The 16,578-nt window shown below is 69.6% G+C and carries 15 protein-coding genes and 1 riboswitch; of the genes, 11 read left to right on the top strand and 4 right to left on the bottom strand.

Annotated elements, in window-relative coordinates; all coding sequences use genetic code 11:
• The first annotated feature begins 63 nt into the window (after nt 1-63).
• On the top strand, nt 64-1,404 hold the full coding sequence (locus ACWDOP_RS05715; RefSeq protein WP_456344103.1) for a family 1 glycosylhydrolase: 1,341 nt from the start codon (nt 64-66) through the stop codon (nt 1,402-1,404).
• A gap of 190 nt (nt 1,405-1,594) precedes the next feature.
• A complete protein-coding gene (locus ACWDOP_RS05710) occupies nt 1,595-1,927 on the top strand; it encodes a nuclear transport factor 2 family protein (protein WP_456344102.1) in 333 nt (110 codons plus the stop codon).
• Between the two features lie 15 nt (nt 1,928-1,942).
• Here the strand turns inward: ACWDOP_RS05710 and ACWDOP_RS05705 are convergent, their stop codons facing one another.
• A complete protein-coding gene (locus tag ACWDOP_RS05705; protein ID WP_456344101.1) occupies nt 1,943-2,638 on the bottom strand; it encodes a MerR family transcriptional regulator in 696 nt (231 codons plus the stop codon).
• 101 nt (nt 2,639-2,739) lie between these two features.
• Here ACWDOP_RS05705 and ACWDOP_RS05700 point away from each other — a divergent pair, with 101 nt between their 5' ends.
• Nucleotides 2,740-4,464, top strand: a complete 1,725-nt coding sequence (locus ACWDOP_RS05700) for a GMC oxidoreductase (RefSeq protein WP_456344100.1) — start codon at nt 2,740-2,742, stop codon at nt 4,462-4,464.
• A gap of 119 nt (nt 4,465-4,583) precedes the next feature.
• Here the strand turns inward: ACWDOP_RS05700 and ACWDOP_RS05695 are convergent, their stop codons facing one another.
• Nucleotides 4,584-5,063, bottom strand: coding sequence for a hypothetical protein (locus ACWDOP_RS05695; protein WP_454204279.1), 480 nt, complete (start codon nt 5,061-5,063; stop codon nt 4,584-4,586).
• Nucleotides 5,064-5,334: 271 nt separating this feature from the next.
• Here ACWDOP_RS05695 and ACWDOP_RS05690 point away from each other — a divergent pair, with 271 nt between their 5' ends.
• The 8 genes from ACWDOP_RS05690 to ACWDOP_RS05655 all read left to right on the top strand — a co-directional run bounded on the left by ACWDOP_RS05690 (nt 5,335) and on the right by ACWDOP_RS05655 (nt 14,482).
• Nucleotides 5,335-5,856 carry a DUF2599 domain-containing protein gene (locus ACWDOP_RS05690; protein WP_456344099.1) on the top strand — a complete coding sequence of 174 codons (522 nt, stop codon included), beginning with the start codon at nt 5,335-5,337 and terminating at the stop codon, nt 5,854-5,856.
• A 140-nt stretch (nt 5,857-5,996) separates the two neighbouring features.
• The gene (locus tag ACWDOP_RS05685) at nt 5,997-7,256 is read left to right on the top strand and encodes an aminotransferase class V-fold PLP-dependent enzyme (protein ID WP_456344098.1); all 1,260 of its coding nucleotides are present in this window, start codon (nt 5,997-5,999) and stop codon (nt 7,254-7,256) included.
• A gap of 2 nt (nt 7,257-7,258) precedes the next feature.
• Nucleotides 7,259-8,515: a heavy-metal-associated domain-containing protein gene (locus ACWDOP_RS05680; protein WP_456344097.1), complete on the top strand. Its 1,257-nt coding sequence runs from the start codon at nt 7,259-7,261 to the stop codon at nt 8,513-8,515.
• Nucleotides 8,512-9,966, top strand: coding sequence for a decarboxylase (locus ACWDOP_RS05675; RefSeq protein WP_456344096.1), 1,455 nt, complete (start codon nt 8,512-8,514; stop codon nt 9,964-9,966). Before ACWDOP_RS05680 ends, ACWDOP_RS05675 begins: the two co-directional genes overlap by 4 nt.
• Nucleotides 9,966-11,294, top strand: a complete 1,329-nt coding sequence (locus ACWDOP_RS05670; protein WP_456344095.1) for a pyridoxal-phosphate dependent enzyme — start codon at nt 9,966-9,968, stop codon at nt 11,292-11,294. Before ACWDOP_RS05675 ends, ACWDOP_RS05670 begins: the two co-directional genes overlap by 1 nt.
• A 61-nt stretch (nt 11,295-11,355) precedes the next feature.
• Nucleotides 11,356-13,221, top strand: a complete 1,866-nt coding sequence (locus tag ACWDOP_RS05665) for a Na+/H+ antiporter (protein WP_456344094.1) — start codon at nt 11,356-11,358, stop codon at nt 13,219-13,221.
• A gap of 161 nt (nt 13,222-13,382) precedes the next feature.
• Complete coding sequence (locus ACWDOP_RS05660) at nt 13,383-13,787, top strand: hypothetical protein (RefSeq protein WP_456344093.1); 405 nt, start codon at nt 13,383-13,385, stop codon at nt 13,785-13,787.
• A gap of 71 nt (nt 13,788-13,858) precedes the next feature.
• Nucleotides 13,859-14,482, top strand: coding sequence for a TetR/AcrR family transcriptional regulator (locus ACWDOP_RS05655; protein WP_454204271.1), 624 nt, complete (start codon nt 13,859-13,861; stop codon nt 14,480-14,482).
• Between the two features lie 51 nt (nt 14,483-14,533).
• On the opposite strand, the gene ACWDOP_RS05650 is transcribed toward ACWDOP_RS05655, so the two are convergent.
• Nucleotides 14,534-15,229, bottom strand: a complete 696-nt coding sequence (locus ACWDOP_RS05650; protein WP_456344092.1) for a hypothetical protein — start codon at nt 15,227-15,229, stop codon at nt 14,534-14,536.
• Nucleotides 15,230-15,293: 64 nt separating this feature from the next.
• Complete coding sequence (locus tag ACWDOP_RS05645; RefSeq protein ID WP_456344091.1) at nt 15,294-15,770, bottom strand: M23 family metallopeptidase; 477 nt, start codon at nt 15,768-15,770, stop codon at nt 15,294-15,296.
• Nucleotides 15,771-16,389: 619 nt separating this feature from the next.
• Nucleotides 16,390-16,567, top strand: a riboswitch (M-box (ykoK) riboswitch).
• The last annotated feature ends 11 nt before the right edge of the window (nt 16,568-16,578 follow it).

The following is a 16,578-nucleotide window of genomic DNA, read 5'->3' as shown; positions in this document are numbered from 1 at the left end:
GCTACCTTCCAGTTACCCTCCGAATGGGACATTTCCGACCCATTGTCCCCAGGAGGAGTACCGATGCGCACACGGCTGCAACGCCTGGTCCTCACCGGCATTGCCACCGCTTCTACCCTGTTGCCCGTCGTCGCGGTCGGGTCGGCGACCCCGCCCGCCTCCGCGACCGGCGCGCACGGGGTGCTCGGCAAGGACTTCCTGTGGGGCGTAGCGGCTTCGGGCTTCCAGTCCGAGGGCTACCCGGCAGACAGCAACTGGTTGCGCTACATCCAGGCCAACCCCGACTGGGACCGGTACGAGGACTCGGTGGACTTCCGGTCCCGGTACCCCAACGACATCGCCCTGGCCGCCGGACTCGGGGTCAAGGTCTTCCGGATCGGCATCGAATGGGCCCGCGTGCAGCCCACCGCCGCCGCCTGGAGCGAAGAGGGATTCCGCTTCTACGACTCGGTCATCCAGGCCATCCTGGACGCCGGCATGAAGCCGATGCTGACCCTGGACCACTGGGTGTACCCCGGGTGGGCCGCGGACCGCGGCGGCTGGAACAACCCCGGCATGGTGCAGGACTGGCTGGCCAACATGCGCACGGTGGTCGACCGGTACGCGCCGCTGAATCCGGTGTGGGTCACCATCAACGAGCCGGTCGCGTACATCATGCACGAGGTCAGACAGAACGGGACCGACGCACCCGCCATGCTGGACCTGGTCGCCATGGCGCACAACGAGATCTACGACTACATCCACCGCGTGCAGCCCGGCGCGCAGGTCACCAGCAACGTCGGGTACGTCGCGGGCGCCGAGCCCGAGGTGAACGGGCCGCTGATGGACAGGATCGGCGAGCGCCTGGACTTCATCGGCGTGGACTACTACTTCGGGTACGAGCCGCCCAACTCCAACGCCGTCTCCCACCGCCCCGACGGCTCGGTCCCCGCCCCGGCGGGCATGTGGGACCTGCCCGTGCGCCCCGAGGGCATCTACTATGCGCTGCAACATTATTCGCGCAAGTTCCCGGACAAGCCGCTGTGGATCGTGGAGAACGGCATGCCCACCGAGGGCGGCAAACCGCGCGCCGACGGCTACACCCGCTCGGATCACCTGCGCGACACCGTCTATTGGCTCCAGCGGGCCAAGATCGACGGGATGAACATCATCGGCTACAACTACTGGAGCCTCACCGACAATTACGAGTGGAGTTCCTACACACCGCGTTTCGGCCTCTACACCGTGGATGTGACCACCGATCCGAACCTGACCCGCACGCCCACCGACGCGGTGGACTCCTACCGCAACATCGTCACCACCGGCGGGGTTCCCGACTACTACATTCCGGTGCGCGCGCCCGCGCACGACTGCAACCTGGTCGATCCCCCCGCCAGCTGCGAATCTCCGGTGACGGTGCCCTAGCGGGCACGATCCCCCCTCACCCGAGACCCTGCGCACAGCGCATCGACTCCTCGGCCCCCATCGAGCTTCGCGATGGGGGCCGAGTCGCGCAGTGTGCGCGCACGGGTCTCGGCTCGCGAATCCCGCGCCTGCGCCGTTCGCTAGCATTTGATCAGCGCGCTGTGAGTCCACAACCGATCAGGGAGTAGACATGGCAGAGAATGTGCAGGTTTCCCCGCCGGTCCAGGCGGTGGTCGACGCGATCAACGCCGCCGACACCGACGCGTTCGTCGAGGCTTTCACCGAGGACGGGGTGGTCGACGACTGGGGCCGGCGGCTGAGCGGGCCGGCCGGAGTCCGGGACTGGGCCAATTCCGACGCGATCGGCGCGGGCGCCCGGATGACGGTCACCGACGCCGAGACCGACGGCCCGGTCACCCATATCCGTTTCGGCTGGCGCAGCCGGGTGTTCAACGGCGACTCCGAAGCGTTCGTCACCGTCCGCGACGACAAGGTCTCGGAGTTCCGGATTCCGGCGGGCTAGCGCACCCCGGGCAGGTCAGTCGTCGAGATCGTCGAGTTCGCGCACGGCGCGTTCGATTTCCGCGGCCAGGGTCGCCCCGCCCACCTCGCGCGCGGCGGCCCGATAGCGCTCGCGGAATCGCACCAGGTCCGAGCGGACCCCTTCCCCGCCGTAGGTGGTGCCCACCGCGGCGCGGAAGGTCTTGACCATCTCATCGGCCAGGTCGGCCAGGCGGGTGCGGATCAGGGTGCGCAGGTCGCCGGACAGGGAGATGTCCGCGCCGACGTCGTAGAGCACGAGCGCGCCACTGAGCATGGGCGGCTCCGGGATTCGCCACTGCGTGCCGTGTGCGAGCACGTATCCGGCGGACTGCAGCTCGTCCAGGATCTCGGGGCGGCGATCACCGAGCAACTCGCTCAGCTGCTCGTCGTCGACGATCATTCCGGCCTGGATGTCCCCGCCCTGATCGGCGTAGCGTGGGTCGAAGACCTTGCGCCATTCCCCGTCGGGGGCCGATTCGGCCTCGAAGACCTCGCGGATCGCCTCGAGCCGCAGCCCCCGGCCCTGCATCGCCACGATCGCCTCGAGGCGTTCGAGGTGTTCGGCGCCGTAGACCGCTTCCTTGCCGGCGCGGCCGGGCTTGGGCAGCACACCGAGCGAGTGGTAGTAGCGGATGGTGCGCGCGGGCACCCCGCTGTAATCGGCGAGCTGGGAGCGGCTGTATCGATCCACCCGATCAGCATAGAGACCGCAACCGGCCAACGTTGACAGCTCCTACTGTCCGCGTTAGCGTAACCGCCGCCACACTGTCGACGACGACAAGGGAGTTTGCTATGCCCCAACGCGAGACCGATTTCGACGTACTCATCGTCGGATCCGGATTCGGCGGCAGTGTCACCGCGCTGCGTTTGATCGAGAAGGGATACCGGGTCGGTGTCCTCGAGGCCGGTCAGCGCTATGCCGATGACGAACTTCCCGAGACCAGTTGGGATCTGCGCAAATTCCTGTGGGCACCCAAATTGGGTTGCTTCGGTATTCAGCGTATTCACCCCTTGCGCGATGTGCTGATTCTGGCGGGCGCGGGCGTGGGCGGCGGTTCGCTCAATTACGCGAACACCCTCTACGTGCCCCCGACGCCGTTCTTCGAGGATTCGCAGTGGCGCGACATCACCGACTGGCGCGATGAGCTGATGCCCTATTACGACCAGGCCAAGAAGATGCTGGGCGTGGTGCAGAACCCGCACATGACCCCCGCGGACGAGGTGTTCAAGCAGGTCGCCGAGGACATGGGCGTCGGTGACACCTTCGTGCAGACCCCGGTCGGGGTGTTCTTCGGCGAACCGGGCAAGAAGGTCGCCGATCCGTTCTTCGGCGGCGTCGGCCCCGAGCGCACCGGCTGCATCGAATGCGGCGAGTGCATGACCGGGTGCCGTCACGGATCCAAGAACACCCTGGTCAAGAACTACCTGTACCTGGCGGAAAAGGCGGGCGCGCAGATCGTTCCGCTGACCACCGTGTCCGCGGTGCGCCCGCTGCGGGACGGCACCTGGGACGTGGAGACCGTGCGCACCGGCGCCTGGTTCCGCAAGCAGCCCAAGGTCTACACCGCGGGGCACGTGGTGCTGGCCGCGGGCACGCGCGGCACCCAGCAGCTGCTGTTCGCGATGCGCGATCAGGCGGTGCTGCCGGATCTGTCCTCGCGCCTGGGCGTGCTGACCCGCACGAACTCCGAGTCGATCGTGGGCGCGGCCACCCGCAAGGTGAACCCGGACCGCGATTTCACCCGCGGCGTGGCGATCACCTCCTCGATCCATCCGACCCCGGACACCCATATCGAGCCGGTGCGCTACGGCAAGGGCTCCAACGCGATGGGCCTGCTGCAGACCCTGATGGTCGACGGCGGCGGCCGCGTGCCGCGCTGGCTGCGGTTCCTGTGGACGGTGCTGTTGCATCCGCTGACGCTGCTGCAGTTCCTGTCGGTGAAGAACTGGAGCGAGCGGACCATCATCGCGCTGGTCATGCAGAACCTCGACAACTCGATCACCACGTACACCAAGCGCGGGCTGTTCGGGCGCACGCTGACCTCCAAACAGGGTCACGGTGAACCGAATCCGACGTGGATCCCGGCGGGCAACCAGGTCACCCGCGCGGTCGCGGACAAGATCGGCGGCGTGGCCGGCGGCTCCTGGGGCGAGGTGTTCAACATCCCGCTGACCGCGCACTTCCTGGGCGGGGCGGCGATCGGGGCGGACCCGCACACCGGTGTCATCGACCCGTACCACCGGGTCTACGGCTACCCCACCCTCAGCGTGGTGGACGGCGCGGCGGTGTCGGCGAATCTGGGTGTGAATCCGTCACTGACCATCACCGCGCAGGCCGAGCGCGCGGCGGCCATGTGGCCCAACAAGGGTGAACTCGACACGCGTCCGGCCCAGGGCAGCGCGTATCAGCGCATCGCGCCGGTGCGCCCGAAGCAGCCGGTGGTCCCGGCCGGCGCTCCCGCGGCGCTGGTGCTGCCGATCATCGAGATCCGCACGCCCAGCACCGAATCCGCGTAGCGGCCGGTCGATCCGAGCCTGCCCCGCTGTCACACCCTCGCGGTGTGCGGTGGGGCATCGTGCGTGACGGGGTGACGCGCACCTGTCGCACGGGGTCGCCGTCCCGTGCGAACGGGCGGTCAGCCCGCGTGTACGTGCGAGAACCCCATGGGTGAGGTCGGCGGCGGTACCGCCCCGACCGGCGCCCGGAATTCCTGCAGTGCGGGAAGCACATCCACGTGCCGGGCCGCGTAGCAGCGCACCTGCGGCAGCGCGTGCGCCACCTCGCTGCGCTCGAGCGGTTCGGAGTCGATGTACCCGACCTGATCCAGGCCCACGCCCAGGGTCTGGGCGATACGGGTGATGGCGGCTGACTTCCGCCCCCACCCGACCTCGATCACCGCGAAACTGTCGTGCAATCCGTGCCTGCGCAATTGCGCGACGGTCCACTCTCCTTCACCGCGACTGGCCACCGCGTGCATGACGCCGCGTTCGCGCAGCAGGCGCAACGAACGCACCGCCTCCGCGCGCAGCGCCCCATCGGTGGAGTCGCACACCACTCCGTCCCACAGGGAGTTGTCCACCTCCCAGACAAGACATTTCACTGTCGGTGAGTTCATCCTGCCCCTATATCGATCCAGCCAACCCCATGGCGTGCGAACACGACCGCGGGCACGACAACCATTCCTCGGTACCACGGTTGCGCGACAGCCCCCACTTTCGGGAACCGCCCCGCGCGTGACATCGTAGGTGCCGTCTGGGTCAATGCACCAGCGCTGGCAAATGCGGGACAATTACGTTTCAATGGCCGAGATCGCATTCCGATCGCGCGGTTATCGCTGGTAGCTTCCGCCTCGGCACGGTTCGCAGCAGTGGAAGGGAGCCAAGCCCATGGGGGCGCGCGGGAAACTGACAGGTGGCTTGGCCGCGTTCGCGCTGGTGCTGGCCGGTTGCGGGGCGGCGGAGGAATCCGCGCCCATCGTGATCGGCTCCCTGGACTCCTCGGCCGCGCCCGCACCGGCTCCGGTGACCACGACCGTGGCGCGCAGCGCGCCGATGGCCGACCCCTCGACCGCGCCGGCGCCTGCGGTGGATCAGTTCGCCGATCAGGCCCTGATCGAGCGCACCGAGTGGACCGAGACGGTCGACGGCACCCGGCTGCTGGTGTTCCCGACCGTGGCCGGGCGCAAGGACACCTTCCCCACCGCGGGCGAGCGCGCATGGCAGGAAGTGCTCACCCTGTCCCCCGACGCCGACACCCCCGGCATGCGCGATCAGTTCATCTGCCACTGGGAGTGGGCGCGCGCGGTGGCGCCCAACAAGACCAGCTGGAATCTCGAGCCGTGGCGGCCCGCGGTGGGCTATCAGGAGACGGTGAACACGCTCTGCAATCCGGGCGGGCCCGAACGCTGAGCACTCGTTGCCCGCGGTAACGAGACAGGGCGGGCGAAAACTCTTGCCCGCGAGAACCTTCGAGCCGTTCGGCAATTGTGGGTATCGTTGGTGACGTCCAGCGCGTACTCCTCGGAGGGAGAGGCACGTTGCGCTCCCGTGTGCCTGACAGCCCGGCGATCACCACGCCCCGCGGCCCGAGCGCGGCGCTGCCCCGCCACCTGTTCCCCGCGCTGACCGGCGCCGCGGAGGTCTATCTCGATTCCGCGGCCACCACCCAGAAACCGCGCCCGGTCCTCGAGGTCATCGAGCGCTATCACCGCGAGCGCACCGCCAACGCCGGGCGGGGCACCTATCCGTGGGCGAGCGCGATCACCCGCGAGGTCGAGGGCGTGCGCGAACGCATGGCCGGGTTCATCGGCGCGAGATCGGACGAGGTGGTGTTCACCGGCGGATCCACCGCGGCGCTGAACGCGGTGGCCCTGTCGTGGGGGCTGGCGAATCTGCGCGACGGGGACGAGATCCTGTACAGCCCAACCGATCACGCCTCCAACGTGTACCCGTGGCTGCATCTGCGCCAGGTGCTGCGCGGGTTCGGGCGCACCGTATCCCTGGTGCCCTACCGGGTGAACGCGATGGGTGAGGCCGACATCGCCGACATCGAGGCCAAGATCTCCCCGCGCACCCGGTTGATCACCGTCGCGCACCTGCATCACGTGTTCGGCGCGCTCAGCACGCTCGAAGAGCTCGCCGGGCGCATCGATCCCGATATCGCCCTGTGTTTCGACTGCAGCCAGAGCGGCGGGCACCTGCCGGTGCGAGTGGACGAACTGGGCGCGGATTTCGCGGTGTTCGCCGCGCACAAGATGTTCGGCGCCACCGGCACCGGGGTGCTGTACTGCGCCCGGCGACGTCACAGCGAACTCATCCCGTTTTTACCGGGAGGCAATTCAGGTGTGTCCCTTGTAGATTCGAACTTCATGCCGGGACCGATGCCGCAGCTGCTCGAGGGCGGCACCCCGAACATCGCGGGCATTCTCGCACTCGGGGCGGCCCTGGACGTGCTCGAGGAGGTGGGCCTGGAGGTGATCCACTCCCACAATCGCGCCCTCACCCGGCGACTGCTCACCGCGCTGCGGCCGGTGCCGGGTCTCGAGTTCCTGCCCGGTCCGGCCCATGCCCCGTGCGAGACCGGCTACGGCATAGCGTCGTTCACCCTGGCCGGGATCAGCGCCGGGGACCTGGGGTTCGTGCTCGGCGAACTCGGGTTCCTGGTGCGCGCCGGCGCGCACTGCGTGCCCGAGGCCCGCGAGCTCGGCGACACCGACTCGGTGCGCGTGAGCACCCACCTCTACACCACCGACGACGAGATCGACCGGTTCACCGACTGCGTCACCACGATCGCCGAGGAGGTCTCCTGACCATGAACGGTCAACCGCCCCGCTACGAACGCCGCGCCGCCTCCCGAGTGCTGGCCGCCCTCGCCCGGCCCGGACTGTTCGGCGCCGCCGTGGCGCCCCCGGCCCGGCACATCGACTACACCTGCACCGCCATGGCTACCGAACCCGGCTCGCACCTGACCCTGTCCCAGCGGCTGTACCTCGAGCGGTACATGCGCCCGTGCCGGCCCGAACAGGTCGTCAGCGCCACCCACCGGGTGGTGTGGACCGACAGCGACGGGGTCCCCAACACCGGGCACTACCGCACCGGCGGGCTCGGCCCGATCGTGCCCATCGCGGTGCGCGAGACGGTGCTGGCGCTGTGGCACGCGCTCGAGGCCGATACCGGCCTGGCACAGCGGATCTCGGGCCTGAGCGCGCGCGATCACGCGGTGCTCGAGGGCACCACCACCGATCACGAACCCCTCGACATCTTCCGGGTCGGGATCGAGGCGACCGGGCGGGCGCTGGCCCAGCACGCGCTGCTGGCGCGCTGGACGCCCTATCGCACGGCGAACGAATTCGCGGTCGGCATGCGCGATTCGAGCATCTACGGCGCGGTCGCGACCCGCTGGTACTGGGAGTTGCAGGCCTCGAGCTACCGGCGCGGCATGATCGCGGCCGGGTTCACCACCCAGCCCGACGGCACCGTGCGCTACTCGCTCGAGACGGTGGCCACCCTGCGCGCGATGAAGGACGCCACCATCGAGGACGCGCACCGGGTGATGCGCCGCGCGACGCTGGTGGAGAAGCTGTCGGTGCAGGAGGCGATCGCCAAGTATCACGACGAATTGGATGTGATCTCACGCCAATACGCGTTGCTGCCCCCGGGTACGCGCCCGGCGTGCCTGGCCGCGATGCCGCATCAGCTCGACGGACAGCACTACAGTCTGCTGCCGCTGGTGGTGGACAAATTCACCGAGTTGTTCACCGCGATCACCGACCGGCTCACCGTGGCCGAGGTGCCCGCGCACGCCGGGGCCGAGACCGGGGAGCTCACCGCCGAGGATCAGGTGTTCTTCGTGCCGGACATGAACTGCAAGCACTGCGTGCGCACGATCACCGGGGTGCTCGAGTCCATGGGTATCGCGGTGCACGAGATCGACCTGCTCGGCAAACGGGTGGTCGCGGAGTTCCGCAGTCCGCGCAACCGGCATCGCGCGTTCGAGGCGCTGCGCGACAGCGGCTACAACCCGGCCCAGGATTCGAGCGCGACCGCCGCCACCGAATCGGCCGTATGACCGCACCGGTTCCGCCGGCACTGCCGGCGCACACGCACGCACTGGTGCGCGCGTTCCTGGATTCGCCCGACACGGCGCACGCGCTCGTGCGGCGCTTCGGGTCCCCCGCGCACCTGGTGTTCCCGCAGGTGTTCGCCGACAATCTCGACCGGCTGCGGCGGGTGCTCGAGGCGCGCCCGATGCGCTATCGCATCTGCTACGCGCACAAGGTGAATCATTCGCGCGCGTTCGTGCGCACGGCCGAGCACGCCGGGATCGGGATCGACGTGGCCTCCCCGCAGGAACTCGACAGTGCGCGCGGGGCCGGGTTCGGCTGTGAGCGCATCGAGGTGACCGGGCCCAAGGGCGAGCAGTTCCTGCGCGCGCTGGCGCCCACCGGCGCCACGATCAACGTCGACAACGTGTGGGAGTTGCGGCGGGTCGCCGAGCTGGCGGACCCGGGCGCCCCGATCGCGGTCCTGGTGCGCCTGTGCGGGATTCCGGGTACCCCGGTGAGCCGGTTCGGGGTGCCGTTGACCGGGATGGACGAGGTGTTCGAGGTGCTCGCGGCGCAGCGGGACCGGATCCGCTTTCGCGGGTTCGCCTTCCACATCGATTCCGGGGAGCCCGGGGAGCGCCTGCGCGCGGTGGAGGCGTGCCTGGAGCTGACCGAGCAGGCCTACGGGTACGGGCTGAGCCCGGCGGTGATCGATATCGGCGGCGGCTTCCGGCAGGTGTTCACCGCCGACGCCGGCGCGTTCGACGCGTACGTGATCGCGCTGCGCGAATCGCTGTTGGGCCGGGGCGAGCCGATGGCGTGGGGCGGCAACACCTTCGGGTTCCATCTCGACGGCGGCGCGATCCACGGCACCCCGGTCTTTCACAAGTACGCCAACACCGTGCCCGCGGACCGCATGCTCGCCGAGCTGCTCGATGCCGGGCTCGAGGCGCACGGCGGGCGCAGTTTCGCGCAGGTCGCGGCCGAGAATCTGCTCGAGGTGTGGCTCGAGCCGGGTAAGGCGCTGGTCGATCACGCCGGAATCACCGTGGCGCGCGTGGAATTCGTGAAGGAGACCGCGGACGGGAGCACCCTGGTCAATCTGGACCTGAGCCGCGACACCGTCACCCCGGCCGATCAGGAGGTGATGGTGGATCCGATTCTGGTGCCCGCGGGCGCGAGCGACGGTGACGGGCCGATCGGGGTGTTCCTGTCCGGGCGGCTGTGTCTCGAGCGCGATCTGATCACCAATCACAAGGTGTGGCTGGCGCATCGGCCCCGGCCCGGTGATCTGGTGATCTTCCCCAACACCGGCGCCTATCACATGGACCTGTCGGCGGCGCGTGCGTCCATGCACGCGCTGCCGCCCAAACTCGCGGTGTCGCACACCGAGAGCGCCGGATTCCGGGTGTGCCCCGATCACGAGTACGAACCCGCGGACGTGGACGTGGCGACCGGGCACGGGGTGCGGTAATGCGCTACGACCACATCACCGAACTCATCGGCAACACTCCCCTGCTGCGCCTGGATCCGGCGGTGCACGGGCTCGCGCACGTGGAGCTGTACGCGAAGCTGGAGTCCTGCAACCCCTTCGGCTCGGTCAAGGACCGCGTCGCCTGGGGCATGATCCGCGACGAACTCGCCGAGATCGTCGCGCGCGAGCAGACCCTGATCGAGGCCTCGAGCGGCAATACCGCCAAGGCGCTGCGCATTCTGGGCGCGATGCACGGGATCGGGTTGCGAGCGGTCACCAATCGCATCCGGGTCACCGAGGTGCGTGAGCTGCTGCAGGTGTTCGGCACCGATATCGAAGAGCTGCCCGGGCTCTCGGAATGCCCGGACCCGACCGCGCCGAACGATGTGTACTCGGTGATCGACGCGACCATGGCGCGCGCGCCCGGGGCGTGGCATCACCCCTCGCAGTACACGAGCGAGAAGAACATCGAGGCGCACTACGAGGGCACCGGGCGCGAGATCCACGAGGATCTGGCCCGCGACGGGATCACCCGCGTGGACTATCTGATCGGCGGGCTGGGCACCACCGGCTCCACCCGCGGGGCCGCGACGTTCCTGCGCAAGCACAATCCCGAACTGCGGACCGTGGCGGTGGTGTCCGAGCGCGGGGACTTCATTCCCGGGATCCGCTCGGAGACCGAACTGTGGGACGTGGGGTTGTTCCGGCCCGAGTTCTACGACCGCATCCTTCCCGTGGAGGCCGGGGCCGCGGTGGACGCGACCCTCGAGCTGGCCACCCGGTACGGGGTGCTGGCCGGGCCGACCAGCGGGGCCGCGTACGCCGCGACCCTGGAACACCTGGGCGCGGTGGAGCATTCGGGTGAGCGGCCGCTGGTCGCGGTGTTCATCGTGTGCGATCGGCTCGAGCCGTACCTGTCCTACATTCGCAAGCGCCGCCCCGAACTCTTCGGCCGTACCGCGCGCACCGCGCCCCCGGCGGCCCCGGAACTGGCCGCCACCCCCACCCTGACCCCCGACGCCCTCGAGACCCTCGATCGCGAGGCCCGCCCCACCGTGGTCGATACCCGCGGCGCGATGGCCTACCGGATCGCGCACGTGCCCGGCGCGCTGAACATCCGCGACGATCACCTCGAGGACATGTTCGCCCACGGCATCCCCTTCTCCCGCTCGCGCCCACTGGTTTTCGTGTGCCCGGTGGGCGAGCTGTCGCTGCGGTTCGCGGCCCAGGCCCGCCGCGCGGGCTACGACGCCTACAGCCTGGCCGGGGGGATCGCGGCCTGGCGCGACAGCGGCAAACCGATGGAGTCGGCGCCGCGCGGCACCTGAGCTTCCCGCACCGGCCGGTCGGTTGGTGGATTCGGCGCTGCCCCTGGCACGATGTGATCTTGTGGAATGGGCATTGGGACTGGTCGTGCTCGTGGGGGCCGCGGTCGCGCTGGCGGCCCTGGCCCGGCGGATCGGGGTCGGGGAACCGTTCGTGCTCACCGTGGCGGGGGTGATCGGCTCCTACCTGTGGTTCGTCCCGGAGTTCGACATCGAACCCGAGCTCGTGCTGCTGGGGTTGCTGCCGCCGCTGCTGTACACCACCGCGATCCGCACCTCGCTGATCGACTTCCGGCCCAAGAAGGTCTCGATCACGCTGCTGTCGGTGGGGCTGGTGCTGTTCACCACCTTCGCCGTGGCCGGGGTCGTGGTGTGGCTGCTGCCGGTGCCGTTCGCGGCCGCGGTCGCCCTCGGCGCGGTCGTGGCCCCGCCGGACGCGGTCGCCGCCACCGCGGTCGCCCGGCGTGTGGGTATGCCGCGGCGGCTGATCACCCTGCTCGAAGGCGAGTCGCTGTTCAACGACGCGACCGCGCTGGTGACCCTGCGCACCGCGATCGCGGCCATGGCCGGCACCGTCACGATCTGGGAGGCGGGCGGTGACTTCCTCGGCGCGGCCGGTGGCGGCGCGCTGATCGGGATCGCGGCCGCGATGTTCCTGATGTTCCTGCGCCGGCGCATCACCGACCCGGTCCTGGACACGAGCGTGTCGCTGCTGGCGCCGTGGATCGCGTACCTGCCCGCCGAGCGCTTCCACGCCTCCGGGGTGATCGCGGTGGTCACGTGCGGGCTGATCCTGGGCCACGGCGCCCCGCGCTGGCAGTCCGCGGCCTCGCGCATCGCCGAGCAGACCAATTGGCGCACCATCCAATTCATTCTCGAGAGCACGGTGTTCCTGCTCATCGGCCTGCAGGTACGCCATATCGTCGAGGACGCCTGGAACAGCGACCTGCCCCACACCACGCTGCTGATCACCTGCGTGGCGGTGCTGGCCACGGTGATCCTCTCGCGCCCGATCTGGATGTTCCCGGCCACCCACCTGGCCTGGCGGATCGAGGGCCGCCGGCGCGGGGCGCCGCGCCCGCACTGGACCGGGCCCGCGGTGCTGTCGTGGGCCGGGATGCGCGGGGTGGTGACCCTGGCCGCGGCGCTGCTGCTGCCCGCCGACACACCCGAGTTGGCCACCCTGATCCTGCTCGCGGTCGTGGTGGTGGCCGGAACATTGCTGCTGCAGGGGCTTTCGCTGCCGCTGCTGGTGCGCACGCTCAAGCTGCGCGGGCCCAGCCGCGCGGAGGATCTGCTGCAGGAGGCCAATCTGCTGCAGCAGGCCACCAGCGCCGGATTGGCCGCGCTCGAGGCCAACATCGCCCCCGAGACCCCGCCCGAGGTGGTCGACGCGCTGCGCCAGCGCGTGGAATATCGGGCCCGTTCGGCGTGGGAGTTGCTGGGGCGCTCGGAATCCCAGCGCGTCACCCCCGGCGGGGAGTACCGGCGCCTGCGCCTGGCCATGCTGGCCGCCGAACGCGAAACCATTCTGCGCGTGCGTGATTCGGGTGTGGTCGACCACGAGGTGCTGCAGGAGGTGCTGGCGACCCTGGACCTCGAGGAATCGACCATCGACCGTGTGCTCGAGACCGACTCCGACGAGGGCGAGCTGCTGGGCGCGCCGGTCACCGCGGGTTGCGAGCATCTGCGCGCCGCCCCGCTCACCGCGGTGCCGGATCTGCCCGACGCGTGCGCGGAATGCCTGGCCGAGGGCCTGGTGTGGGTGCACCTGCGCATGTGCCTGAGCTGCGGGCACGTGGCCTGCTGCGATTCCTCGGTCGGCAATCACGCCACCAAGCACTTTCATCACAGCGGGCATCCGGTCATGCGCAGCGTGGAGCCGGGCGAATCGTGGCGCTGGTGCTACCTGGACGAACAGCTCGGATAGCGACCCGATAGCAAGAGATCACCAACACCGTTGCGCCCCAATCGATTACCGAACAAGTAGTCCGATATCGGGTGTGCCGGGGCGCGCGAGCGCCGACACTGGCGTGTACGCGCCACTGTCTTCGCGCGTTTCCACCGGCATTTCCCAAGGGGATGATCGCAATGATCCGGTACCGCACCTCCGCCCTCGCCGCCGCCGTCGCCGCCCTGGCCGGCGCCCTGGTCCTGACCGCGCCCGGCGCGAGCGCGCAAGTCTGGCGCGTGGACGTCTCGGCCGGGACCTCCATCGGACTGGGCACCTCACAGTTCGGCTCGGGCTGCTCCTACACGGTGACCGTGCAGGGCCGCCCGGGTGACGGGGCCTGGTTCTACGACGTCGAGGGCTACGGCACCTTCAGCCCGCAGTGGGTGAGCATCGGCGCCGACGGGCGCGCCTCGACCACCTGGACCCCGCACTCGGCGGGCTGGCATCGGATCTACGCCGATTCCTACTACGGCGGCGCGAGCTCGGGCTCGATCAACGTGGGCACCGGGATCAACCTGGGCAGTGCCTGCGTGGTGGTGTGAGGCGGGGTTCGTTCCGGTGTTCGGCGCCGGGTGTGCGCGCGCACCCGGCGCCGGGCACTACCCTGGACCCGGTGCAGACAGGCCAGCCCTCCCCCGACGCCGAACCCCGCATCTGGGGTGGAACCACGCTCACCGAACGCCGTGAGGCACGCCGGACCGCGCTGCTCGAGGCGGCACTGGACCTGATCGGGGAATCGGGCGCGGGCGCGGTGACCATGCGGGCGGTGTGCCGGCGGGCCAATCTCACCGACCGCTACTTCTACGAATCGTTCGCCAGCCGCGACGAACTCCTGGATGTGCTGTACCGCCAGATCGCCGAGGAGTTCCTCGAGCCGATGACCGCGTTCGCGGTGGCCGATGATCCCACCCGCGATCGGGCGCTGTCGCAGGTGCTGGTCGACAAGGTCCTGCAGGATCCGCGCAAATCGCGACTGTTCCTGGTGGAGCCGTACTCCTCGACCGGGCTGGGGCAGACCACGATCGCGGTGATGCCCGCGTTCACGCGCTTGATCCAGGATCATCTGTTCGCCCATATCGAGGATCCGACGCGGCGGCGGCTGGCCGCGGTGACCATGGCCAGCGGCAACGCGGGCATGTTCTCGGCGTGGCTCAACGGCACGTTGCGCGCGAGCCGCGAGCAGATCGTGGATCACCTGGTGCAGACGATCTCGGCCTATCGCGGGATCTACCGGTAGATCGGGCCCGGTAAATCCCGCGATCGCCACAATGCGGGATCGAGCGGACGGTCAGGCGCGGTCGAGGCACAGCATCGAGGTCGCGCCGTGCTGGAACTCGAACTCGACCGGGGTGACGCGGGCACGGACCCCGTCGCGGGCCAGATCCGCGGACAGGGCCGCGACGAGGTGCTCGCACGAGCCGCCCAGGTAGTCCACGAGGGGGAACACCCGGACCTCTCCGGCGCTCACGCGCAGCAGTTCGCGCAGCGCCGCGAGATGGAACTCGTGGTCCAGGCGGTCGGCGTAGGTGAACAGCAGATGTGAGCTCAGTACCAGGTCGAAGTGCCCGTCGGCGAAGTCGAGCGCGGGCAGCCGGCCGGGGAGGTATCGCTGCGGCCGCGCGCGCAGATCGTCGAGGAACAGGTCCGCGGCCACCTCGCGCATGCGCTGATGCCCGCCGATGTCGCCGTAGAAATCCCAGACGAACCGCTCCGGATGCGCGGTGGCCCAACCGGTGTCGGTGATCGCCGCGCGCACCTGGCCCGCGATCTCGCCCGCACCCAGCGCGTACACCGGATCCACCGCGATCACCTCGGCGCCGAGCGCGGCCGCCTCGGCCGCGAAACTCGATCCGCCGCCGGGGCAGTCGAGGATCCGCCCGCGCACCTGCTCGTCCCCGAGCCCGAACATGGCCCGGTATTCGGCCAGAGACCGTGCGGTGATCACGTATTCGCCCGCGGGAATGGTCCCGTCCTGCTGCTCCATACCGCGCACCGTACGCACCCGGGCTCGGGAACCGCGAACCAATTTCACCTGTCGCTGTCCGTGTTCAGCCCGGGGCGATGTCCCCGACAGCCGTGCTCCACACGCCGGTGCTGGTGACCGCCGGATTCGGCGGCGGGTCCAGCGAGAGCCGCAGTTTGGGCATCGGGTCGAGCCGATCGGGCCCGGGCGGGACCCACACGCTGCGATGCCATTCGAAGTGCAGGTGCGGGGCGACCCCGCCGTTGGTGGCCGGGTTCGGGTTGACGTACCCGATCCGCTGGCCCGGCCGCACCCACTGCCCGACCCCGACCTCCCGCACGATGTGCCCGTACACGGTGGTCCCGTTGCCCTGCTGCGAGGGATGGTCGATCACCACCCACCCCGCCGGGTCCGGTCCGCCGAATCCCGTTGCGGCCCCGGTCATCACCACGGTCCCGCCCTGCACCGCGTACACCGCCCGCCCACCCGACCCGCCGGGAAATCCGAAGTCCACGCCCCAGTGGAAGTCCCCGCCCCGGGGCCCGAACCCGCTCGTGAGCACCCGCCCACGCTCCAATGGCCAGTACCGAGGCATCGCACCATCTCCCTCACCCGGAGCACGTCGTCCCACCGTACTGTGCCACGGCCCGGCACCGGACCCGAATCCCGCACCGCCGCAGCACAACCCGGCGTCACAGCCGACCGGCATGCGGCATCGGCCATGCAGGTCATCTCACGGGCCGAGTCGATGAAGAGGTCGAGCCACTCGCGCTGCGAGTCCCGCCGCGCCTCCGGCGACACCACCGATCATGCAGCCCGCGATCGGAATGGGCGTTCCGGCAATGCATCCCGCTGCGGGCCTCGCACCGATGACCGGGTCCGCTCGAGGCCGAGGTGGAGCGGCCGGTGCGATGGGAGGCGCCACCACCTTCCTCTCGCGGGGTGCGCCGCATGGACCGCGTTCGCGGTGGGCCGATATCGCGGTGTTCACCGGTGCGGCGGGTCGGTCTGGACGAGTGGTACAGGTACCGTGCTCGCGCGCAAGAAATTTGCTGACTGGTCGCTTCTTTCGGGCGCCGTTCCGGCCCGCCGGTTCGGCTCGGCCACAGTCGAGCGCTACTGCGACCCGGGACACAGCGGGTTGCGCCGGGGGCGGGTGCGGGTGTTTACTCGCTGACGCAAGGTGCCGTCGTTAGCTGAGGCTCCTCTGCGGATACAGGCCGGCGACCCCAAATGTCGAGAGACGCCCCGGGTCAGGACAGGTCTCCCCGAGCTAAGGGGTGATCCCGACCGGCTCCCACGCCTCGTGCGATGGGTTTACGCCGTGGAGTGCCAAAGGTCTTACGAGGGGTGGTGTCCTTTTCCGGCGG

Source organism: Nocardia sp. NPDC003693, from assembly GCF_053981095.1.
Note: the sequence above shows the minus strand (reverse complement) of the source record. Positions and strands in the feature narration are given on the sequence as shown.

Coding starts and splice junctions, on each gene's coding strand:
- ACWDOP_RS05715 (WP_456344103.1), top strand. CDS start 64: ATGCGCACACGGCTGCAACGCCTGGTCCTCACCGGCATTGCCACCGCT.
- ACWDOP_RS05680 (WP_456344097.1), top strand. CDS start 7,259: ATGAACGGTCAACCGCCCCGCTACGAACGCCGCGCCGCCTCCCGAGTG.
- ACWDOP_RS05695 (WP_454204279.1), bottom strand. CDS start 5,063: ATGAACTCACCGACAGTGAAATGTCTTGTCTGGGAGGTGGACAACTCC.
- ACWDOP_RS05660 (WP_456344093.1), top strand. CDS start 13,383: ATGATCCGGTACCGCACCTCCGCCCTCGCCGCCGCCGTCGCCGCCCTG.
- ACWDOP_RS05670 (WP_456344095.1), top strand. CDS start 9,966: ATGCGCTACGACCACATCACCGAACTCATCGGCAACACTCCCCTGCTG.
- ACWDOP_RS05675 (WP_456344096.1), top strand. CDS start 8,512: ATGACCGCACCGGTTCCGCCGGCACTGCCGGCGCACACGCACGCACTG.
- ACWDOP_RS05690 (WP_456344099.1), top strand. CDS start 5,335: ATGGGGGCGCGCGGGAAACTGACAGGTGGCTTGGCCGCGTTCGCGCTG.
- ACWDOP_RS05700 (WP_456344100.1), top strand. CDS start 2,740: ATGCCCCAACGCGAGACCGATTTCGACGTACTCATCGTCGGATCCGGA.
- ACWDOP_RS05650 (WP_456344092.1), bottom strand. CDS start 15,229: ATGGAGCAGCAGGACGGGACCATTCCCGCGGGCGAATACGTGATCACC.
- ACWDOP_RS05710 (WP_456344102.1), top strand. CDS start 1,595: ATGGCAGAGAATGTGCAGGTTTCCCCGCCGGTCCAGGCGGTGGTCGAC.